Genomic DNA, 21675 nt, shown 5'->3' with positions numbered 1-21675 from the left:
GCGGCCTTGCGCTTCAGGACGCCTTCACCTTCCGGGTGAGGGCGTCCAGGCCGAGCACCAGCAATCCCAGCACCAGCCCCCAGAAGGCGGAGCCGATCCCGAACAGGGAAAGCCCGGATGCCGTGGCCACCAGGGTCAGAACGGCAGCAAAGCGCGTTTCCTCCGGCGCCAGGGCGGCGCTCAGCGATCCCATCAGCGGCCCGACCAGGGCCAGCCCCGCCACCGTCACGATCACCGCCGGCGGCAGCGCGGCAAAGCCGGCGACCAGCGTCACCCCGACCCCGGCCAGGATCAGATAGCCCGCACCATAGAACAGCCCGGCCTTCCAGCGCTGCGCCGGATCGGGATGGGTGTCCGGGCCGGTGCACAGCGAAGCGGTGATCGCCGCCAGGGTCGTGGTATGCGCCCCGAACGGCGCGGTGAACAGCGATGCCAGACCGGTAACCGCCAAGGTCGACCGCGCCGGCGGCGTGTAACCGGCGGCCGAAAGTACCGCGAATCCGGGCAGGTTCTGCGAGGCCATCGACACCAGGAACAGCGGCACGCCCAGCCCGATCAGGACCGCCGGATCGAATTCCGGCGTGATCAGGACGAGCGTCGCCGTCGCCAGTTCGCCCTGGAGCGGTTCGACCCGACCGAGCGCCATGGCCCAGGCCACGCCGGCTGCAATGACGGCCAGCACCGCCCAGGTCGCGCTGAACAGGCGCACGAGCAGAAAGACCGCGACCAGCGGCAACACCAGAAGCGGGTCCCCGGAGGCCGCGTCGAACACCGCGATGGAAAACCCGATCAGCACCCCGGCCAGCATGGCGGCAGCGACCGCGGTCGGAATTCTGGCAATGGCATCCGCCAGCGGCTTGATCGCGGCGCTGAGCACGATCAGCACCGCGGCCAGCAGGAAGGCGCCGACGGCGGCCTCGATCCCGATGGTCGGGGCGCCGGCGACCATGGTGGCGCCGATCAGTGCCGCGCCCGGCGTCGACCAGGCGGTGACGATCGGCATCCGGTGCAGCAGCGACAACAGAGGGCTTGTCACGGCCATGGCGATGCACAGGGCGGTGATCCAGGACGCGGTTTCCGCCGGGGAGGCACCGACCGCGCGGATACCGGCCAGGATGATCGCGATGCTGCCGCCGAAGCCGACCAGAACGGCCACCAGGGCATTGCTGAACAGGGAAAATCTCATCGGGCCGGCTCCGCCTTTTCGAACACCATGAGGAAATTGTTCGCCGGCATCGGATCGTCGGCATGAAGCTGCAATCCGGCGGCGGCGGCGATCGGAAGAAGGTCGCCTTCCAGGTCCCGCACCCCCCAGGACGGGTCCCGCGCCCGCAGCGATGCGTCGAAGTCCGCATTGCTGGGCGCGGTGTGACGGCCGTTCCTTGCGAACGGCCCGTACAGCATCAACCGCCCGCCCGCCGGCAGCAACCGCCCCGCGCCGTCGAACAGGCCTAGCGCCGCGGACCAGGGCGCGATATGAATCATGTTGGCGCAGAAGATCGCATCGATCGCCCGGTCCGGGGCCCAGCCGCGCTGCGACACGTCCAGCGGCTGAGCCGGGGCGATGCGCCCGCAGCCGCTGTCGCGGGCATAGCCGTCGATATCGGCAAGGCTTGCTGGATCCCGGTCACTGGGACACCAGGTTATCCCGGCCCCGAGCCGCGGCGTGAAATAGGCCGCATGCTCTCCCGTGCCGGATGCGATTTCCAGCACCGTGCCGCTATCGGGCAGATGAACGGTCAGTCGGGACAGGATGGCGTCCCTGTTGCGCAACGTCGCCGGCGCGTGGCGCCGCGATCCGGTGGACGACATGTCACGGTCCTGTTGAAAAAAGTTGCGCAGACGGACCTCAGTCTAATATCAGACGGTGGCAAGTAAAGAGAGGGCTGTTCGGGTGCGCCGAACGGGTCCGGAATACGGAAGGGATCGATATGACCTACGTCGTCACGGAAGACTGCATCAAGTGCAAGCACATGGACTGTGTCGAGGTCTGTCCGGTGGATTGCTTCTATGAAGGCGAGAACATGCTGGTCATCCATCCGGACGAATGCATCGACTGCGGCGTCTGCGAACCGGAATGCCCGGCCGAGGCGATCCTGCCCGACACCGAAAGCGAAGCCGAGAAGTGGCTGGAACTCAACAAGCAGTATTCCGAGGTCTGGCCGAACATCACGCAGATCGGGACGCCGCCGGCGGATGCCGCCGAATGGCAGGGCGTGCCGGACAAGTTCAAGAACTACTTCTCTGAAAAGCCGGGCGAAGGCAGCTGATCTGCCGGCGCCCCGGCCTCCCCAGACCGCATTTCATACGCGCGCGACCGGCTTTTTTGCGTGCGCTGCACAAAAAACCCGCGAAAACGGCGATTCCGGACTCGGAAATTCGCAGTTTTTGTGATATATTCTATGCAGATATGGAGAGTTTCCGGCTTCCTGACGCCAATGCACTTGTCCGCGACAGGGCCGATGCCGTCGATTTCTCGACGGTACTTTCCAAAGGCTGACGATCCCAACGTTCGAATCCGCAAAGGTTTCGACGCAGGGATTTTCGGTCGGAATTTCCCGGTATCCGCCGTCGGCCCGGGAAATACCACTGCCGGGTTCGGCATCCGCGATCGGAACCGCGAAGGCAGGCGAGCGCCTGCGGCGGGATCGATGCGGCCATATGGATGGATGTGACGGTAGGGTATAAGGAAGTAGGAATGTCTCAGAAAAATGCCTATACGAAGGGTGATTTCGTCGTCTACCCGACGCACGGCGTCGGCAAGGTGCTGGGCGTCGAAGACCAGGAGATCGCCGGCCAGAAGATCGAACTCATCATTATCGAGTTCGACAAGGACCGGATGACCCTGCGCGTCCCCGTCGCCAAGGCGGACAAGTCGGGGCTGCGCAAGCTGTCCTCGCCGGAGATGATGAAGAGTGCGCTGAAGACCCTGAAGGGCAAGAGCCGCGTGCGCCGCACCATGTGGTCGCGCCGGGCCCAGGAATACGAAGCAAAGATCAATTCGGGCGATCCGGTCGCGATCGCGGAGGTCGTCCGCGACCTGTTCCGCAACGCCAACCAGCCGGACCAGTCCTACAGTGAACGTCAGCTCTATCAGGCGGCCCTGGACCGTCTGGCGCGCGAATTCGCCGCGGTCGAGGACCTGGGCGAAGAAGAAGCGGCGCTGAAGCTGGAAGAAATGATGGAAAAGGCTGCGGCCTGATCCGGACTTTCGCCGTATCGCGAAATGCGGCAGCGAGCGGGCCCCGATGACGGGGCCCGTTTCGATTCCGCCCGCCTGACGGTCGTGATGGCGGATTCCCGCGTCTGGATGCTTCCACCGCCGGAGAATCTCGACTAGGGTCCGGTCAGGCGGGACAGGCCCGCCCTGCAGCTTCCATTTCGGCAACCCGGTTTCCGTTCATCCATGAGTCAATCGGAACGATTCACCGTACTGCGCGCTGTCGACCGCATCTGGGCGGTCGGGGCGATCCATGGCGGGGTCGACGCCCTGATTCAGGTGCATGACCGGATCGTCTCGGATACGCAGCAGGGCGACCGGATCGTCTATCTGGGCAATTATTTCGGGCATGGCGTCCAGGGCAGTGCCGTCCTGGAGGAGTTGCTGAGCTTCCGGCGCTGGTTCCTGTCCTTCTATCCCTTCAGGCATGTCGACGACATCGTCTATCTGCGCGGCGCGCAGGAAGAGATGTGGTGGAAGCTGATGCAGCTTCAGTTCGCGCCCAATCCCCGCGAGGTCCTGGCCTGGATGGGGAACCGCGGCATCGCCGCGCAACTCGCCGGGCTGGGATTCGATCTGGAGGAAGGGCTGCAGAAGGCGGAGGAAGGGACGCTGGCCCTGACCTACTGGACAAACCGTCTGCGCGAAACGGCACGCGCCCTGCCCGGTCACGATGCCCTGATGAACGCGATCAAGCGGGCCGCCTATACCGAGGACGGATCGCTGCTGTTCGTCCATGCCGGGCTCGACATCGAAAAGCCGCTGGCACGCCAGACCGATGCCTTCTGGTGGGCCGCGCGCAGTTTCGACGAGATCGACCGCCCCTATCGCGGCTTCCGCCGGGTGGTGCGCGGCTATGATCCGGATGCCGCGGGCATCGTCGAAGGGGCACATACCCTGTCGCTGGATGCCGGGGCGGGCCGCGGCGGACAGCTGGCGGCAGTGCTGCTGAACGGTGAGGGCGACATTCTGGAACGCCTCGTCGTCTGACACTGGCGACCGGCCGGCCGCGATCTATCTGATCCCCTGCGCGAATTTTTCTTTCGTCGAAGTGTCTATGCCGGGTCGGAACAGCACTTTTCCGATCACGAACGCGTCACATCCCCCTGAATTTCTGCTCCACCCATGATCCGTTAACGGGATCGATCCGTATTGCTGGGTGGGAGTTCAAGATCGCCTCCGCAAATTTCTGCAGGGCGTCATCGCGGATCCGGAGCCGCCACCGTGCGGCCCACGGAAAGGAGCAGGACCATGGCACATCTCGACGATCCGGCAACACAACGCGCGAATGTCCGTTTCATCCGGCAATCCATGAAGCAGCCGCTTCTGACGCGCGAACTGGAAATGGAGCTGGGTCGGCGCTGGCGTGACGACGGCGACGAAGATGCCCTGCACGAACTGGTCAGCTGCTACACCCGGCTTGTGATCAGCATGGCGTCGCGCTTCCGCAATTACGGGCTGCCGATGGGCGATCTGGTTCAGGAGGGCAATGTCGGCCTGATGCAGGCCGCGGCGCGCTTCGAACCGGAACGCGATGTCCGCTTCTCGACCTATGCCAGTTGGTGGATCCGCTCCGCCATGCAGGATTACGTGCTGCGCAACTGGTCGATCGTCCGGACCGGGACGACGGCCGCCCAGAAATCGCTGTTCTTCAACCTGCGGCGGCTTCGGGCCAAGATCACCGATGCCTCGGCGACACAGCTGACGCCGGAGCAGCGCCAGACCATCGCCGAAGAGCTGAGAGTGAATGTCGGCGATGTCGAACAGATGGAAAGCCGGTTGTCCGCCTCGGACCAGTCCCTCAATGCCCAGGTCGGTGAGGAGGGCGATGAGGAATGGATGGGGTTCCTGCCCGATGAGGGGCCGAGCCCGGAAGAGGTCGTCACCGGCCTGAAGGACGCGGAAAGCCGGTCGCGCTGGCTGCGCGAGGCGATCGGGGAACTGAGCGAACGCGAGCAGACCATCATCCACCGCCGCCGTCTCGTGGAAGACGGGGCAACCCTGGAAGAGCTCGGCAAGGTTCTGGGCGTCAGCAAGGAGCGGGTGCGCCAGTTGGAGCACCGGGCGATGCAGAAGTTGAAGGTCTCGATCGAGCGCCGTGTCGACCGTCCGATGGACCTGCTCATGGAAGCGTGAGGCCGGTCGCCTCCCGGATTTCCATGAACGGTCCGTTCCAGGACCGCAGCCAGCCGCGCACCGTCACCTGGCGGCCCGGCAGCGCATCGACATCGTTTCCCTGCGAAGCGAGCACCCTGCGCAGCCGCCGCGCCAGACCCGCGGTGAAATCCACACGCCAATCCGGACCGAATTCCAGATGGTCGCGGTCGCCCACCGGGGTGACCGCGATCACCCTTCCCGTCACGATCTCGAACCGATCCACGCCCGTCGGCGGCGGCACGGCCTGCAGGACCGAGAAGAATCCATCGGACCAGAAGCCTGTACCCGTCTTTCGGGCCCGGGATTCCGCCCGGATCAGGTCGGCGATCCGGTCCGGCGCCGCGCCGGGTTCCGGAAAGACCCGCACCGTGCCCGCTGCGCACAGGGCCTGCGCCAGATCGAGCCCGTCCACCGAAATGCGGGCTCGCAACCGGCCGTACCGGTCCTGCGGCACCGCGGCCAGATCGACCCGCAACTCACGCCCCAGGGCTCGGTCCGCAAGGTGCCGGGCAGCCGCGCGAATCGGCCCTGTATCCGCCATCGGTTCATGCCGGTCGGGACCCGGCGGCAGCACATGGGGCAGGACCACGCGCCGACCGTCCGAAAGCCGCAGCATCCGGCCGTCCTCCGCGGCGATCGCGCGCGCCAGAAAGCTCGGCGGCCCGGGTGGAGCGGCCCCTCCGGCCCGGCCGGTTGCAAACGCAAAGGGGGCCCCCGCCAGCCCCGCGACGAAGCAGCGGCGCGAGAAACGGCTTTGCGCCGCCCGATCCCTGTCGGCATACTGCACCGCGAAAACGCCTTTCCGGTTGTTTCTTATCAGCAGGCCCCGCAAGTACAGGCCCCTCTAGTACAGGACCCTTCATGTCCCGAGACCGGCTTTATCCCGCCATCGAACCGAACCGACGCGGCCACCTGGACGTGGAGTCTCCGCATAGTATCTATTGGGAGGAGAGCGGCAACCAGAACGGGATTCCCGTCTGCTTCCTGCATGGCGGTCCGGGGGCGGGCACGACTCCGGGACATCGGCGCTTCTTCGATCCGGATGCCTACCGCATCGTGCTGCATGATCAGCGCGGCGCCGGACGGTCCCGTCCTTCCGCGGAAATCCGCAACAACGATACCGGCCGGCTGATCCAGGATATCGAGGCGCTACGCAAGATGCTGGACATCGACCGCTGGATCGTGTTCGGCGGATCCTGGGGATCAAGCCTCGCCCTGGCCTATGCCGAGGCGCATCCGGAACGCGTCATGTCGCTGGTCCTGCGCGGGATATTCCTGTGCCGCAAGAAGGAGATCGACTGGTTCCTGCACGGCATGGGCACCTTCTTTCCGGAAGAACATGCCCGGTTCCTGGGCCATCTGGACCCGCAGGAACGGGCCGACCCGCTGGGTGGCTACAATCGGCGTCTGAACGACCCGGACGAGGCCGTGCATGGCCGCGCCGCGGAGATCTGGAGCCGCTACGAGGCGGTCTGTTCGACCCTGCGCCCCAATGCCGACAGCATCCGGTCGGTCGGCTTTCGCGACGCGGCCCTGCCGCTGGCCCGGCTGGAAGCGCATTACTTCGCCCACAATCTGTTTCTGGAAGAGAACCAGCTTCTCGACAATATCGGGCGCCTGTCGGGCATTCCGGGTGTGGTGGTCCAGGGACGTTACGACGTGGTCTGCCCGCCGACCTCCGCCTACGATCTGGTCCAGGCCTGGCCGGATGCGCGGCTGCGCATTGTCGACGATGCCGGCCACTCCGCGACCGAGCCCGGAATCATCCGCGCGCTGGTCGACACGATGGATTCGCTGAAGGCGACTTTCTGAGAACCGGAACCTGGCGCCTTCCCGCGGGATGCGCCTATTTGCCCTGCAACAATGCCGCAATCAGACGCCGCGCCCCGACCGGCGCCGGAGTTTCGCCGTCCGCGACCGCTTTCTGAACCTGGGGCAGCAAATCCCGCACGGCCGGATCGGATTTCAGGCGATGGGCCATTTCGGCCAACAATTCGTCCCACAGCCAGTTGCGCGCCTGTTGCGCCCGCCGATCCGTCAGCGCCCCGCTATCCGCCATCATCGCGCGGAACGCCTCCATGCGTGTCCAGGCATCGGCGATGCCATCGCCGGTCTGGGCGGAAACCGGCAGGACCGGCACGGTCCAGTCGGCCCCGGCCTTGCTGAGCAACCGGAGCGCACCGTGATAATCGGCTGCAGTGCGCCGCGCCTGATCGGCCAGCGCGCCGTCGGCCTTGTTGACCAGGATCATGTCGGCCAGTTCGACGATCCCCTTCTTCAGCCCCTGCAGTTCATCGCCGCCGGCCGGCAGCAGCAGCAGCAGGAACAGGTCCGTCATCTCCGCCACCGCGGTTTCGCTCTGCCCGACACCGACGGTCTCGACCAGGATCACATCGAATCCGGCGGCCTCGCACAGAAGCATACTCTCCCGGGTGCGCCGGGCGACCCCGCCAAGGGTTTCGCCGGCCGGGGAGGGGCGGATGAAGGCGTCGCGGTTGCGCGACAGCAGTTCCATGCGTGTCTTGTCGCCCAGGATCGAACCGCCACCGCGCTTGGAACTCGGATCGACCGCCAGCACCGCGATCCGGTGTCCCAGTTCGGTCACATGGGTGCCGAAGGCTTCGATGAAGGTGGATTTGCCGACGCCCGGCACCCCGGAGATGCCGACGCGCATGGCGCCCCCGGTATCAGGCATGATTTCGGCGATCAGCGCCTCGGCCTGTTCCCGGTGGTCGGCCCGGGCCGATTCGACCAGGGTCACCGCCTTCGCCAGGGCGCGTCGATCACCGGCGCGCAACCGCGCCGCAAGCGTCTGAACCAGATCCGTCATACCCGCGCCGTCACGACCTCTTTTTCGGACCCTGACCGACGCCCAGCGCGCTTTCCGCCATCTTGCGCAGCTTGTCGCGCGACTGGTTGTCCAACCCGTCGAAGGAAGACTGTTTCAGGCGGTGCACCGCCATGGCCGCCTGGATCAGCTGCTTCTTGCGCGCCGCCGCCTGGGCCGGGTCTTCCGCCGGATCGGCAAGGCCGGCATCGGCCCGGCTGCGGGCCTGGCGGCGCAAGGTGTTTTCGCGTTCGGCCAATTCCTGTTTCGCGCTTTCGATCGCCGCCATGACGGTCAGGGCGTCGACCTGATCCTCCCGCAGCGCCCGCTGCCGCTCAGGCGGCGTGCCGGTCTCGTCCGGTGCCATGACCGGCGGCATCGCCGATTTCGCGCGAAGCTTTGCCTTCGCCTCGGCCTTCTTTTTTCCGCCGAACAGGTTCCAGACCATCGGATCGCTCCAGCTCTTGCCAATCAATCGCCGACGGTTATGCAATCGGCGGGCCCGATCCATTTCGCCAAGGCGATCTCGTCGCCATAACGGACCGGTTCGGACGGCCCGTCCGGGGCGTATCGCACCGACCGGACCCGCCGTCCTTCCTCAGAATAACCGAGTCGCCGATAGAAGTCCCGCGCCCGACGATTATGATCCAGCACCGTGAATTCCAGCCGCTCGATCCCGGATTCGACCGCCCGTCGCTCCAGCTCCGCCATCAGGATCCGACCCAGCCCGCGCCCCCAATAGCGTCGCAGGACGCCGATACCCAGCGTCCCGACATGTGCCGTCCGGGCCAGCGCGCCCACCGACAGGACCCCTTCCGCCACCGGTTGCTCCCCGTCCCAGAGATTCAGCATCGCCCAGCCGGGTGTCCGGGCATAATGGTCGACAATGCGCTGCATGTCCGACGGGTCGCCCGCCCGCTCTTCCGGCCGGCGCACGAAATGGTCGGTTTCGCTCAGAAGGGACCGCCCCAGTCGCAGCAGTCCGACGACATCGTCGGGACCCGCCTCGCGCAGCACCATTCCGGGTGGTAACGGCGGCAGGCCCTGGCTGTGACTTGGGTAGGACAAAGGGTGGAATCCCGCTATTGTCACGCCGCCATGGCGGCGATCGGTCCGGGGCTTTAAGATATTCTGCACCAATCGCGAATTATGGTAAACACGGGGCTTGCACCTGAACTGCGGGGCAGTTTAGGTCAGATATTGTGTATTAAAAGCTACTCCGGGACCGCACCTGGAGACGGAGGAATCGGGCGGATGGCCAGGCCGGCAAACGGGGAAACCGCGCCAAAGACCAAGCGTGGCAGCAAGACGCCGCTGCTGCCCGCCACATTTCTGAAACGCGGCACCTATCTGCCGTTCACCACCTCCGTTCTGAGCTATGCCCGCCTGCGCCGGCCGACCGGCGGATCGCTGGAAATCCTGATGCCGGGCCTGGCGGGCGGTGCGGAAACCTATGTCATCCCCTACAAGGTACTGCCGGAAATCATCAACCTGACGGTGCACGACCGGGCGCTGCACGAAGAACTGGCGCATCTGCGCGAGATCACGCCGGCCATGATCCGACAGACCGCCAACCGCGTTGCCATGACGGGCCTCGGCGGCCCGGCGCTGGCCAAGCGTGCCAAACAGGAACGCCTCGCCGACGAGGAACAGCCGGCGATGATCCTGCTGGGCCTGCTGCGCATGGCAATCACGCAGCTGGCGCCGAATCATCCCGGCGTGAAGGATCTGAACGAAAAGACCATCGCCTCCCCGGACGGCATGAAGCTGGCGCGCGATGCCCTGGGCGGCTATGCCCAGTCGATCGGTGAACGCGGTGACAAGATCTATGCCCGGCTGGAAAGCTGGGCCGACCGGATTGCCCCTGTCGGATCGCCCGACGGCAGTGTCGCCGGCTATCTGATGACGCTGCTGGTCACGCTGGAGGGGCTGGCGGACGAGTTGAGCAAATGGCTGATCCAGGAACCGCCGGAAACCGCCGAAATGGCGCAACGGACCGTCACCGCGGCCCGGGGCGCGGCGGAGAAGGCCCGCTTCCATCTGCAGGCCCTGGACGCGCTGGCCGGAAACATGGCGGAACCGCTGCGCGATTTCGACGCCGTCGACAAGACGTTGAAGAACCACGTCCATCGTATGGCGCTGATGTTGGACGGCTGGCAGAGAGTGATCGACACCTGGAATGCGGCGCGGGCCGGAGATCGGTTCCTGCAGCGTGATACGCTGGAAGTCTTCGCCCAGCAGCTGCCGATCCTGCCGGAAGAGGCGGTTGGCGAGCAGATCGGGATGTGGGAAACCCTGCGCGAGAGCCAGACCCGATGGGGCCAGACCAGCCAGCACCGGATCGATTCCGACCTCGATCAGGATACCAAGGACAAGCTCTCACAGTTCCGTAAGGAGCCCTGATGAGCAGCGCGGCAGAACAATTGCGGGCCTTCCTGCACCAGCTTCCCGACAAGGAACTGAAGACACTTGCGGTCAAGATCGAACTGGACCGCGGGGAGAACCGTTTCGGCATCCCCCATGATGCGATCATGGCCCTGTTGCGTCCGCGTCTGGCGGAGATAAGGGCGCCGCGCATCTTCACGCCGCAGCGGATTCTGTGCCTGCCCTTCGAAGACATGCTGGACTTCCGCGATCCCGACCCCAAGCAGACCGGGACAATCGCCCGGGCGTCGATCGGCCCGATGTGGAATCTGGTCCTCGAACGCATCGGAACGGAATGGGAACCGGTCGCCGACGCCTTCGTGCGGGCCCAGAAGAAGGGCGATGACGACCGCAAGAATGCCGCCGCGTCGCAGCTTTGGGCCATGGCCGCCAAGGCACTGAAGACCTGGGACGAAAGCCTCGGAAGCGACCCGGGCGAGATTCGCGCCGCCGCCAAGAAGATCGGCGGCACCCGACGCCTGGAAGATATTCGCGAAATGGCCGCGGTTCTGGAGATCGCTGATATTGTCGAGTCGCTGAAGGAACAACTGCCCCGCAAGCCGATCCTGAATTTCACGCCGGAACAGGTGACCATCGTCAAACGCCATTACGACCGCGTCGTGACCGAGGCGCCGGATCACGAGGTCTATCTGCTGCTGGCCCTGATCGGGCGCCTGCTGCAGCCCTTCCCGGTGCTCAAGGTCTTCCGCGCCCTGTCGCGCAAGCTGGACGACACGCTGACCGCCAATTCGGATCTGGGGATCGCCGGCAACATCGTCATCACGGCGCTGGAGAAGGATGCCGACGCCGTGGCGGAAGCCGCCGACGCCCCGAGAGCGACGGAAACCGATGTGATCGCGAAAGCCAAGCGCTTCGCCGCCGCCTTCAAGGGCATTACCAGCGACATCGGCATCCGGCGCGACGGCGAATGGGGGCAGCGCATGTATGGCTGCCGCGGCAAAGTCAGCGCAGCGGTGGAAAATCTGGTACTTGCCACGGCGCAGGATACCGTTCTGGACATGCTGCCCAACAAGGGGAACGGCACGCCCGATTTCACCACCTTCCCGGACGAGCTGAAGTTCGAGATTTCGGAGCGGCGCGCCCGCGCCCTCGGCGAGGCCTCCCGCATCGCCGAACAGATCGGCCTGCAATCCGCCTGTCAGAGCAAGGTCGGACAGTTGCGCAAGGATCTGGAGAAATACGCCGCCAAGATCATCGAGAAACTGCCCAAGGTCGATCCGGATCATAAGCCCCAGGCCGCGGCGCATCTGGCCACGACCGTGCGCCTTGTCGAACTGATCACGAATTCCGACACCGCCGACCTGTTGCGACGCCGCGGCAACGCCGCCCTGAACAACACGATGCTGAAATAGCCCAGGCGCTTTAGGTTCGGCGACCTGCCAAGGCGTAGGGTTTCAGGCTTTCCTTGAAATACTCCATGAACTCCAACGCGATCAGCGACGGCGTCTTGTGCGTCGGGCGGACAAGGGACAGGGCATGCGGAAGCCGTGGCAGAAACGGTCTGTAGCTCAAGCCCTTGCCGACATATTTGACCGCGTCCAGCTCGCTCACGACGGCCACGCCGACCCGCTCGCAGGTCAACTCACAGGCCGCCGTGAACTGGCGCACTTCGATATGCGAGTTCAACTCGACATGGGCATCCTGAAACGCTTTTGACAGTTGAATGAAGAAGTCGCTGTCGCGCCGGGTGTGGATGATGCTTTCCTTTGCCAGATCCCTGGGGCTGATGCTGTCCCGGGCTTCCAGCTTGTGGCCTGTCGGAAAGACACAGACCGTGTTGACCTCGACCACCTGACTGTCGACGGCGGGATGCCCGAAAAACCCGTCGGTAATGCCGAAATCGTACTGTTCTCCGATCATCCATTCGAGAATCCGCTCAGGGCGATCCGGCTCGATGGTCAGACTGACCCCCGGCCGGTGTTTGAGAAAGCTGGCGACCACGCCCGGCAGATGGCTGGTCGCGAATCCCGGCAGACATGCGATATTGATATGCCCGGCCTTGCGCTTGGTGATGTCCTGACTGACGTCGGAAATCTGCCGCATCAGCTCCAGCACTCTCTTGATGTCGGGCTGCAGGATTCGGACTTCCTGCGACGGCGTCAGTTGCCCGTCCCGTTTGTCGAACAGCTGAAACCCGAGCACTTTCCGCAGGTCGGACAGGAGGCGGCTGACCGCCGGCTGGCTGATGCCCAGCTCTGTCGCCGCGGCGGTTATCGAGCCGTTGGCCGACACCGCCATCAGGGCCTCCAGCTGCCGAATCCTCAATCCCTGCCTCATGGGGTCTCCCTTCTGCACTTTTATAACAAAATGTTATATTTCACTCCAATAGTTGTCACTTGAATTATATCCTGCTTGAATGCCGCCGTAATGAACTTCCAAGGTTCAGTGTGCGCATTCCGCCTGAGGGCGTAACAGACGCATCAAAAAATGATGCAGGGAGGAAACATGAAAAAGCTGCTACTGGGCGCTGTTGCTGCGTCCACGTTACTTCTGCCCGTCACGGCCATGGCCCAAACGGAAATCAATTTCTGGCATGCGTTCACTGGACGGCTTGGCGAGCTTGTCGCCGCCCAGGTTTCGGAGTTCAACGCGAGCCAGGACGATTATGTCGTCGTCGCCAGTCACAAGGGGAACTATTCCGAGACCCTGAACGCCGGCATCGCGGCCTTCCGCGCCGGCGAACAGCCCCACATCCTGATGGTGTTCGAAGTCGGAACCGCGACGATGATGGCCGCCGGCGGCGCGATCAAGCCGGTTCATGAAGTGATGGCCGAAAGTGGCGCAAACTTCGATCCCGACGCCTATATCGGTGCCGTCAAAGGCTATTACACCAGCACGGACGGCCAGATGCTGTCCCTGCCGTTCAACTCCTCCACCCCGGTCCTGTGGGTGAACCGCGATGCGATGAAGGCCGCGGGGGTCGATCCCGATACCGACCTGTCGACATGGGAAAATGTCGGCGAAGTTCTGGACCAGTTGAAGGCGGGTGGCGAGGAATGTCCGCTGGTGACCGCGTGGCAGAGCTGGATCCATCTGGAGAATTTCTCGGCCTATCACGACGTCCCGTTCGCCTCTAAGGACAACGGTTTCTCCGGGCTGGATACGGAGCTGATGCTGAACGGCCCGGCCCAGGTTGCGCATCTCTCCGCGATGGGTGAATGGGCAAAGGATGGCAAGTTCATCTACACCGGCCGTCGGAACGAAGGGGGCGCCAATTTCCGTGCCGGCGAATGCGCGCTGTTTACGGAAAGCTCCGCCGGGTATGCCGGGATCAGCGCGGAAGCGAAGTTCGATTTCGACGTTCGCCCCCTGCCTTACTGGAAGTCCCTGGTGGACGAGCCGCAGAACACGATCATCGGCGGCGCGTCGCTCTGGGTCATGGCCGGCCATGACGATGCCGAATACAAGGGCGTCGGGGAGTTCCTGAGCTACCTCTCGACCTCGGATGTCCAGGCGGCATGGCATCAGAACACCGGCTACCTCCCGATCACGGCGGAAGCTTCGGAAGCGACCCGTGCGTCGGGATTCTATGAGCAGAACCCGGGCACCGACATCGCCGTCATCCAGATGACCGCGAAGCAGCCGACCGCGAATTCCAAGGGTCTTCGTCTTGGTTCCTTCGATCAGATTCGCGGGATCATCGACGAAGAACTCGAGGCGATCTGGTCCGGTGACAAGACCGCACAGGAAGCCATGGACAGTGCCAAGGAACGGGGCGATGTCCTGTTGCGCCGGTTCGAGTCGGCGAACCGCTAAGGCTTGATCTTGAATGCGGGCTCTTCGGAGCCCGCATTTTTCTGGATTCCCGACATGGAAAAGCGCGTAACATTTCGTGGCTGGTGGCTGCCGGTCCTGCTGATTGCTCCGCAGGTGATCATTTCGGCGGTCTTCTTTTTCTATCCGGCCGCCCAGGCAGTCTGGCAATCCCTGTTCATCCCGGATCCGTTCGGCCTTTCGTCCCGATTTGTGGGCCTGGGAAACTTCGAATATCTGCTTAGCGACAAATTCTACCGCGCCTCGTTCCTGACCACGGCGGTATTCTCGATCCTCGTCACGCTCTGTTCGATGGTCCCGGCGCTGTTTCTCGCCGTCGTCGCCGATCGTCTGATCAAGGGATCGGGGGTGTATCGCACGCTCCTGATCTGGCCCTATGCGGTGGCACCGGCCGTCGCTGGCGTTTTGTGGCTTTTCATGTTCAACACCCGGGTCGGCGTCATTTCCTGGTATCTCGGCCAACTCGGCTATGACTGGAACCATGTCCTGAACGGCGGCGAAGCCATGGGATTGGTGGTCGTCGCGTCCGCCTGGGGTCGCATCAGCTACAACTTCCTGTTCTTCTTCGCGGCGCTGCAGTCGGTACCACGCTCGGTCATCGAAGCGGCCGCGATCGACGGCGCCGGGTTCTGGCGACGCTTCTTCACCATCGTTCTGCCGCTTCTGTCGCCGACCACCTTCTTCCTGCTGGTCGTCAATGTCGTCTATTCATTCTTCGAGACCTTCGGCGTGATCCACACGATCACCGCCGGCGGGCCGCAGCAGTCGACGACCATCCTGGTCTACAAGGTCTTCTCGGACGGCTTCGTCGGTCAGGATCTCGGGTCCTCATCGGCCCAGTCGGTGATCCTCCTGGTCGTCGTCGGCCTGCTGACGGTGGTCCAGTTCAAATACATCGAACGCAAGGTGCATTACTGATGTCTCGCCAAGTCAGCGGCATGGTGGAAAAGCGCGGCGCCGGTCTGTGGCTGACCCATGTGTTCATGATCGCGGGCGTGCTGGTCATCTTCTTTCCGATCTGGCTCGCATTCGTCGCCTCCACCGTGACCCAGCCCGATATCGTGTCTCCTCCGATGCCGATCTGGCCGGGCGACCGGTTCCTTGAGAACTACAAGGCGGCGCTCTTTTCCGGGGTGAACGTCCCGGTCATGACGATGTTGCTCAACAGCCTTGTGATGGCGGTCGGCATCGCGGTCGGCAAGATCATCATCTCGCTGCTGTCGGCCTTCGCGATCGTCTATTTCCGCTTTCCCGGGCGTACGACCTTCTTCTGGCTGATCTTCCTCACCCTGATGCTGCCGGTCGAGGTGCGCATCGTCCCGACCTATGAGGTCGTTGCCGGGTTCGGCATGCTGAACAGCTATTCCGGCCTGATCCTGCCGCTGATCGCGTCGGCCACGGCGACCTTCCTCTTCCGGCAGTTCTTTCTGACCATTCCGGACGAGCTGGCAGAGGCGGCCCGGGTGGATGGCGCGCGCCCGATGCGGTTCTTCATCGACATCGTCGTCCCGATGAGCCGGACCAACGTGGCGGCCCTGTTCGTCATTCTGTTCATCTATGGCTGGAACCAATATCTGTGGCCGCTTCTGATCACCACGGACCCGGAAATGAACACGATCGTGATGGGCATCAAGCAGATGTTCCCGTCGGGGGACGATTGGGCGGACTGGCCGGTCATCATGGCAACGTCGATCCTCGCAATGATCCCGCCGGTGATCGTTGTCGTGTCGATGCAGAAGCTGTTTGTCCGTGGCCTCGTCGATAGTGAGAAATAGAACATGGCGACCGTTACTCTGAGAAATGTGAAGAAAAGCTTTGGTTCGACGGAGGTGATCCACGGCGTCGATGTCGCGATCGAGAATGGCGAGTTCATCGTCATCGTCGGTCCTTCCGGCTGCGGAAAATCCACCTTGCTGCGCATGGTCGCCGGTCTGGAAACCGTCACATCGGGCGAGGTCTTCATCGGCGACGATCTGGCGAATGAAAAGGAACCCATGGATCGGGATATCGCCATGGTGTTTCAGAATTATGCGCTCTACCCGCATATGTCGGTGCGCCAGAACATGGGCTATGGGCTGAAGATCAAGGGCCTCCCCAAGGCAACGATCGCCCAGAAGGTTCAGGAAGCGGCAAAGCTCCTGCAGCTGGAGCCGCTGCTTGACCGAAAGCCCCGGCAACTGTCCGGCGGTCAGCGCCAGCGGGTCGCCATGGGACGGGCCATTGTGCGGGAACCGGCGGTCTTTCTCTTCGATGAGCCCCTGTCAAATCTCGACGCCAAGCTGCGCGTGCAGATGCGCCTCGAAATCCGCGAACTGCAGGAAAAACTGGGCATCACATCGCTCTATGTGACCCATGACCAGGTCGAAGCCATGACAATGGCGGACCGCATGATCGTCATGAATGGCGGTGTCGTGGAGCAGATCGGCACGCCGCTGGAAGTCTATGAGACACCGCACACGCTGTTTGCGGCACAGTTCATCGGAAGCCCCGCGATGAACGTGTTTGACGCCCGGCTCGAGGGCGGTGTCGCCCGGGTCGGGGGTGTCGAAATCGGTGCCGCCCCCGATCTGAAGGCCGATGTGAAGCTCGGCATCCGGCCGGAGCACCTGGTGCGTGACGAGCAGGGACCGATCGCGGCGAAGGTCCTGATGGCGGAGCCGCTGGGCGCCAACACGTTGCTGCACGGAAATCTTGCCGCGACGGGAGATGCCATCACGATCAGCATGCCCGGCGTGCACCCGGTCGGCGACAAGGGAATTGAATTGCGGTTCTCGGTTAAGCCCGACCATATCCATCTGTTTGACGGTCAGACCGGGCAAAGGCTTCCGAACTGATGCGTTTCTCTCAGGTCGACGCATTCCGGGGCGGTGACGACATGATCCGCGTCATCGGACATCGTGGCGCACGCGGCATTCTGCCCGAAAACTCACTGATCGGTTTCGAATTCACGCTCTCGACAGGCACGAATCTGCTGGAATTCGATGTCGTCCTGACCGGTGACAATGTGCCGGTCATCACTCATAACCACCGTCTTCATGCCCCGACATTCCGCGGCCCGGACGGCCGGTTTCTTGTCGGCGAGGAACCGAAAGTATCGTCCTTGACCCTGGACGAGATCGGACAGTTCGACATCGGACGGCTGGACGGGCTGACGGATTACGGCCGCCGGTTTCCCGATCAGGCGCAGTTTGACGGCGTTCGGGTCCCCCGACTTTCAGATCTGCTGCGCCTGGTGTCGGAGGCCAGGTTCTCCGATGCGCATCTCATGCTCGAGCTGAAATCCGACCCCGACCTTGCCGGGGACGCCGACTATCGGAAGACGCTGGTGGAGGTGGTTGTAGCGGAGGTGCGGAGCGCGAATCTCGACCGGCGCACGATCCTGCACAGCTTCGACTGGAACCTTTTGGCGGAATGCCAGCGCCAGGCGCCGGACATGCCGGCCTCCTATCTGACAAAGCTTCCGGACAAGGCGGACGATGCCGGGGAAGATTCGTCCAGGACCGTCAGCCCGGATTTCCAGGGGCGGGAAGACGCGGTTCCCGACATGGTGAAAGAGGCCGGCGGAATGCTGTGGTGTCCGTACTATGACGACCTCACCGCCAGGACCGCCGCCCGGGCCAGGGAACTCGGATTGTGCATTGCCGTCTGGACCGTCAACGAGGCCGCCGATATCGACAGGATGATCGATCTCGGCGTCGATGCGATCGTTTCGGACTATCCGGGGCGGGTCCAGCGGCGCCTTTCCGATCGCGGATTCCGCTGGCAGCTAGAACAGCCGGGGCAGCAATAGCGGCCGACGCGGCCGGCGACCGAAAAATCGATGCGCGTCATGCATTTTTCGCATTCCTCCTCCCCGGAAATGAGACATCTCACCGGTCGCGATCGGCTTTATATGCGATCTCGTGTTGACGCTCGACGCACGTGCCACTGGCCCCTGCGATCGGGAGAGGCCTCCAGAACAGTTCTGGTATATCCCGGCCCGCCCCGATCCTGTCCCCCGGTCCGAGTTGGATCGCCGGATGGGTGTATGTAACGACGGAGGCGTCCTTTTTGGACAGCTCGGGTACCGTGCGATCCCCAAGTGGACACCCCATGAGGGACGGCGGAACCCCATCCGGAAGGGAGTGCCGGGATATGGGTATTGTGACGGGCGGCCGTGCGGCCGCCGAGACCGCTATTGTTTCCGAAGATCTGGGTGCCCGCACCCGCCTGCGCATCATCGACGGCGGCCAGCCGGCACCGACCGCGCTGACCGGGCGTCTGGCCGAATTCATGGCCGATGCCCGTTTCGACCGACCGACCCTGGTCATGGACCTGGACGCCGTCGCCGACCGCTACCGCGTGCTGGCGGACGCCCTGTCCCCGGCGCGCATCCACTACGCCGTCAAGGCCAACCCGGCGCCGCAGCTCCTCGCCCGCCTGGCCGCCGAAGGCAGCAATTTCGACGTCGCCAGCCGTGGTGAGATCGAGCAGTGCCTGGCGCTGGGCATCCCCGCGTCGCGCCTGTCCTTCGGCAACACGATCAAACGCCGATCCGACATCGCCTTCGCGCATTCTGCCGGCGTGCCGCTATTCGCCTTCGACAGTGAAGCCGAACTGGAGAAACTGGCGGAAGCCGCGCCGGGGACCGGCGTCTACTGTCGCGTCCTGGTGGACGGAACCGGCGCTGAATGGCCCCTGGGCAAGAAATTCGGCTGTGCCGACACGATGGCCGAAGAACTGCTGGTCCGGGCCGTGGAGCTGGGCTTCCAGCGTCCGGGCATTTCCTTCCATGTCGGATCGCAACAGGGCGATCTGGGCGCCTGGGACCGCTGCTTCGCCCGCGCCCGCGCGCTGATCGACCGCCTGGCGGCGCGCGGCGTCGAAATCGGCCTGGTCAATCTGGGCGGCGGATTCCCCGCCACCATGACCCGATCCGCCGCCCAGGACCCGCGCGACTATGCGGAAACCGTCCGGGCTTTCGCCCTGCGCCATTTCGGCGACCTGAATGTCGCCCTGATCGCCGAGCCGGGTCGCGGCCTGGTCGCGGATGCCGGCTGCATCGCCGCGGAAGTCGTGCTGGTCTCGGAAAAAGGCGACGGCGACGACCGTCGCTGGGTCTATCTGGATATCGGCAAGTTTTCCGGCCTGGCCGAGACCATGGACGAAGCCATCCGCTACCGCTTCGAGACGCCCGATTGTGGCGGCCCGGAGGGCCCGGTTGTCATCGCGGGCCCGAGCTGCGACAGCGCCGATGTCCTGTACGAGAAGACCGCCTACAGCCTGCCGATGAACCTGCAGGACGGCGACCGGATCTGGATCCTGGGCACCGGCGCCTACACGACGACCTATTCGTCGGTCGGCTTCAACGGTTTCCCCCCGCTGGACGCCGTCTGCATCTAAAGTCCCGGCTTATCTGAAGTCAGTGGGCGGCCATGGCACCGGCTGCGCGCCTCAAACGGCGCGCGCCGGTGCCATTTGGTCCCATAAGTGTCCTAATTTCGACAAAAATTCCTAGCCTAATGCCCGCGATCGACATTAGAGCTTTCGCCGATGACGTCTGTTTCACGAACATGGCTTCGCCGGGTCCCCTGTAGCCCATTTCGGCGACGGCTTGCCTCGGCTTTGGTCGTGGCTGCCGGGTTAACGCCTTCATCGGTTATCTCCATTCGTGAGGCCGACGGAACCGAAGGTCTCATGCTATCGGCACTAGTTGTTTTGATCGCACCGGTGATCCCCCTGTTCCTCGTTGTCCTCCACCGGTTCCACCCAATGCTTATGTCGCAGCATTGCGCTTCTTTCCTCGCCGGATGCGTCTGGGTTTTCGGTTCTATTCTGACGCTACTCGCCGCAATGCTGGGCGGCGCCGGAGACGTCCTGGTTCTTCTCCAAGGTTCCGCAATCGGCGCTGCGATCATCGCGGCTCTCCTGGCATTCAGGTCAGAAAGCAGTGGACGGAAACGCCGTTGGATCGCTTCCGGGTGCCAAGCCTTTGCCGTATCCGCAGCTATTTGGTCTTTGTCAGTGGTTGCAATCGTTGTGGTTCAGGCTGAGACCCTGGCCGAAAACCGCCGCTTCTGTATTGGCGGACATTTCCGCGACGACAAGGTGACTTCGTTCCTCGACCTCAGGGGCTTCTCCTTTTTCACCACGGCGAGCGGATACAAAATGGGCCAAGTCTGGTATTTCCACGGCGTTCTTCTGGTGGAAGCCGAAGGTGGGAACGAGGTGTACAATTGGTCGCCGTCGCGCATGCGTTTCGACCAGGTAGAAAACCCGAAGTCGTTTCTGGCAAACCCCGCCCATGCGTGCACCCCACGCATCGACTATTGGACGTCTCTTCTCTGAAATCATCAGGCGTAGACCGTCCGGCGCGCACTTGAAGAACGTGTTGGCAGCAGATTTACCCCAAAAAGTCCCAGTTCTTTTTCGACGGAATTCGGCATCTGGCCCGTCGTTACTCCCGGAATGTTCGGCAACTGGGAGTCAGATCATGACCCGCACCCGTCTTTCGCATCGCGCAACCAGTCTACTCGTGGCCGCCCTGCTGGGCCTCGGCCTGATGCCGGCAGCGGCCTTCGCCGATCCGCCCGGCTGGGCCCCGGCGCATGGCTGGCGCGCGAAACAGCATTATCACGACCATGGCCGCGACAATCATCGCCATGACCACCGCGTCGTGCAGCGCAACGTCACCAACAACTACTATTACGGCCATCCGCAGCAGCACCATACCCGCGGCAACGCCTTGAGCGGTGGCGGATTCGGCTGCAACAGCGATCTGATCGGCGCGCTGATTGGTGGCGCGGCGGGCGCGGCCCTGGGCACCCAGTTCGGCAAGGGCGACGGCAAGACCGTCGCGATCATCGGCGGCGCCATCGTCGGCCTGATCGCCGGCAACAGCATCGGCGGCAGCATGGACGCCAGCGATCGGCGCTGCGTCAGCCAGACGCTGGAGCGGGTCCCCGACGGCCAACCTGTCGTCTGGCAGAACCCGAACCGGCACGGCACCACGACGCCGACCCGGCAGTCGATCACCCCGGTGCGCACCTGGCAGACCAATAGCGGCCGCTACTGCCGCGAATACGTGACCACCGGCACGATCGGCCGTCAGGTTCAGGAGGTCTACGGCACCGCCTGCCGCAACCCGGACGGCACCTGGCAGATCGTCAGCTGACGCCGACCCATGCAATGCGCCCCTGCGAAAGCAGGGGCCTTCTGCGTCCCCGGTCCCGACTTATGGCAAGGAAGGTTCCTGCTTTCGCAGGAACACGGA

The 21675-nt window shown here is 63.8% G+C and carries 22 protein-coding genes; 15 read left to right on the top strand and 7 right to left on the bottom strand.

The genetic code is table 11. The features are described 5' to 3' along the window. Positions 1-13: 13 nt before the first annotated feature. Both R8L07_09110 and R8L07_09105 read right to left on the bottom strand, forming a co-directional pair. On the bottom strand, positions 14-1186 hold the full coding sequence (locus R8L07_09110) for a benzoate/H(+) symporter BenE family transporter (protein MDW3205693.1): 1173 nt from the start codon (positions 1184-1186) through the stop codon (positions 14-16). Then, on the bottom strand, positions 1183-1812 hold the full coding sequence (locus R8L07_09105) for a DUF938 domain-containing protein (GenBank protein ID MDW3205692.1): 630 nt from the start codon (positions 1810-1812) through the stop codon (positions 1183-1185). Before R8L07_09105 ends, R8L07_09110 begins: the two co-directional genes overlap by 4 nt. Positions 1813-1931: 119 nt before the next feature. On the opposite strand from R8L07_09105, the gene R8L07_09100 reads away from it, so the two are divergent. The 4 genes from R8L07_09100 (at position 1932) to R8L07_09085 (ending at position 5356) form a co-directional block, all read left to right on the top strand. Beyond that, complete coding sequence (locus R8L07_09100) at positions 1932-2270, top strand: ferredoxin family protein (GenBank protein MDW3205691.1); 339 nt, start codon at positions 1932-1934, stop codon at positions 2268-2270. A 428-nt stretch (positions 2271-2698) separates the two neighbouring features. Further along, entirely contained in the window at positions 2699-3202 is a 504-nt protein-coding gene (locus R8L07_09095) for a CarD family transcriptional regulator (protein MDW3205690.1), read from the top strand. A gap of 204 nt (positions 3203-3406) precedes the next feature. Then, the gene (locus tag R8L07_09090) at positions 3407-4210 is read left to right on the top strand and encodes a hypothetical protein (GenBank protein MDW3205689.1); all 804 of its coding nucleotides are present in this window, start codon (positions 3407-3409) and stop codon (positions 4208-4210) included. 261 nt (positions 4211-4471) lie between these two features. Further along, positions 4472-5356, top strand: coding sequence for an RNA polymerase factor sigma-32 (locus R8L07_09085; protein ID MDW3205688.1), 885 nt, complete (start codon positions 4472-4474; stop codon positions 5354-5356). Here the strand turns inward: R8L07_09085 and R8L07_09080 are convergent. Then, complete coding sequence (locus R8L07_09080; GenBank protein MDW3205687.1) at positions 5343-6164, bottom strand: thermonuclease family protein; 822 nt, start codon at positions 6162-6164, stop codon at positions 5343-5345. The genes R8L07_09085 and R8L07_09080 overlap by 14 nt on opposite strands. A 74-nt stretch (positions 6165-6238) precedes the next feature. On the opposite strand from R8L07_09080, the gene pip reads away from it, so the two are divergent. Further along, positions 6239-7189 carry a prolyl aminopeptidase gene (pip, locus tag R8L07_09075; GenBank protein ID MDW3205686.1) on the top strand — a complete coding sequence of 317 codons (951 nt, stop codon included), beginning with the start codon at positions 6239-6241 and terminating at the stop codon, positions 7187-7189. A 34-nt stretch (positions 7190-7223) separates the two neighbouring features. Here pip and meaB read toward each other — a convergent pair whose 3' ends face one another. Genes meaB through R8L07_09060 form a run of 3 tightly spaced genes read right to left on the bottom strand, consistent with a single transcriptional unit; the run spans position 7224 to position 9272 of the window. Further along, entirely contained in the window at positions 7224-8207 is a 984-nt protein-coding gene (gene meaB, locus R8L07_09070; GenBank protein MDW3205685.1) for a methylmalonyl Co-A mutase-associated GTPase MeaB, read from the bottom strand. Positions 8208-8217: 10 nt separating this feature from the next. Next, on the bottom strand, positions 8218-8652 hold the full coding sequence (locus R8L07_09065) for a hypothetical protein (protein ID MDW3205684.1): 435 nt from the start codon (positions 8650-8652) through the stop codon (positions 8218-8220). A gap of 23 nt (positions 8653-8675) precedes the next feature. Continuing rightward, positions 8676-9272: a GNAT family N-acetyltransferase gene (locus R8L07_09060; protein ID MDW3205683.1), complete on the bottom strand. Its 597-nt coding sequence runs from the start codon at positions 9270-9272 to the stop codon at positions 8676-8678. Between the two features lie 186 nt (positions 9273-9458). Between R8L07_09060 and R8L07_09055 the strand changes: the two genes are divergently transcribed. Beyond that, positions 9459-10607 (top strand): hypothetical protein, encoded by a 1149-nt coding sequence (locus R8L07_09055; GenBank protein ID MDW3205682.1) that lies wholly within the window; start codon positions 9459-9461, stop codon positions 10605-10607. Continuing rightward, positions 10607-12001 carry a hypothetical protein gene (locus R8L07_09050; GenBank protein MDW3205681.1) on the top strand — a complete coding sequence of 465 codons (1395 nt, stop codon included), beginning with the start codon at positions 10607-10609 and terminating at the stop codon, positions 11999-12001. The genes R8L07_09055 and R8L07_09050 overlap by 1 nt, the downstream gene beginning before the upstream one ends. A 10-nt stretch (positions 12002-12011) precedes the next feature. Here the strand turns inward: R8L07_09050 and R8L07_09045 are convergent, their stop codons facing one another. Further along, positions 12012-12926: a LysR substrate-binding domain-containing protein gene (locus R8L07_09045; protein MDW3205680.1), complete on the bottom strand. Its 915-nt coding sequence runs from the start codon at positions 12924-12926 to the stop codon at positions 12012-12014. 168 nt (positions 12927-13094) lie between these two features. On the opposite strand from R8L07_09045, the gene ugpB reads away from it, so the two are divergent. From ugpB to R8L07_09005, 8 genes are all read left to right on the top strand, one after another. Then, entirely contained in the window at positions 13095-14405 is a 1311-nt protein-coding gene (gene ugpB, locus R8L07_09040) for a sn-glycerol-3-phosphate ABC transporter substrate-binding protein UgpB (GenBank protein ID MDW3205679.1), read from the top strand. 54 nt (positions 14406-14459) lie between these two features. Next, entirely contained in the window at positions 14460-15341 is an 882-nt protein-coding gene (ugpA, locus tag R8L07_09035) for a sn-glycerol-3-phosphate ABC transporter permease UgpA (protein MDW3205678.1), read from the top strand. Between the two features lie 20 nt (positions 15342-15361). Beyond that, on the top strand, positions 15362-16198 hold the full coding sequence (gene ugpE / locus R8L07_09030; protein MDW3205677.1) for a sn-glycerol-3-phosphate ABC transporter permease UgpE: 837 nt from the start codon (positions 15362-15364) through the stop codon (positions 16196-16198). Positions 16199-16201: 3 nt separating this feature from the next. After that, positions 16202-17257 (top strand): sn-glycerol-3-phosphate ABC transporter ATP-binding protein UgpC, encoded by a 1056-nt coding sequence (ugpC, locus tag R8L07_09025; protein ID MDW3205676.1) that lies wholly within the window; start codon positions 16202-16204, stop codon positions 17255-17257. Further along, the gene (locus tag R8L07_09020) at positions 17257-18213 is read left to right on the top strand and encodes a glycerophosphodiester phosphodiesterase family protein (GenBank protein MDW3205675.1); all 957 of its coding nucleotides are present in this window, start codon (positions 17257-17259) and stop codon (positions 18211-18213) included. Before ugpC ends, R8L07_09020 begins: the two co-directional genes overlap by 1 nt. 458 nt (positions 18214-18671) lie before the next feature. Beyond that, a complete protein-coding gene (locus R8L07_09015) occupies positions 18672-19805 on the top strand; it encodes a type III PLP-dependent enzyme (protein ID MDW3205674.1) in 1134 nt (377 codons plus the stop codon). 294 nt (positions 19806-20099) lie between these two features. Further along, positions 20100-20750 (top strand): hypothetical protein, encoded by a 651-nt coding sequence (locus tag R8L07_09010; protein MDW3205673.1) that lies wholly within the window; start codon positions 20100-20102, stop codon positions 20748-20750. Positions 20751-20895: 145 nt separating this feature from the next. After that, complete coding sequence (locus R8L07_09005; GenBank protein MDW3205672.1) at positions 20896-21576, top strand: RT0821/Lpp0805 family surface protein; 681 nt, start codon at positions 20896-20898, stop codon at positions 21574-21576. The last annotated feature ends 99 nt before the right edge of the window (positions 21577-21675 follow it).

It is taken from the genome of Alphaproteobacteria bacterium (genome assembly GCA_033344895.1).
Lineage (GTDB): Bacteria > Pseudomonadota > Alphaproteobacteria > UBA8366 > Aestuariispiraceae > Pacificispira.
This window is presented reverse-complemented; position numbering and strand designations above follow the sequence as displayed.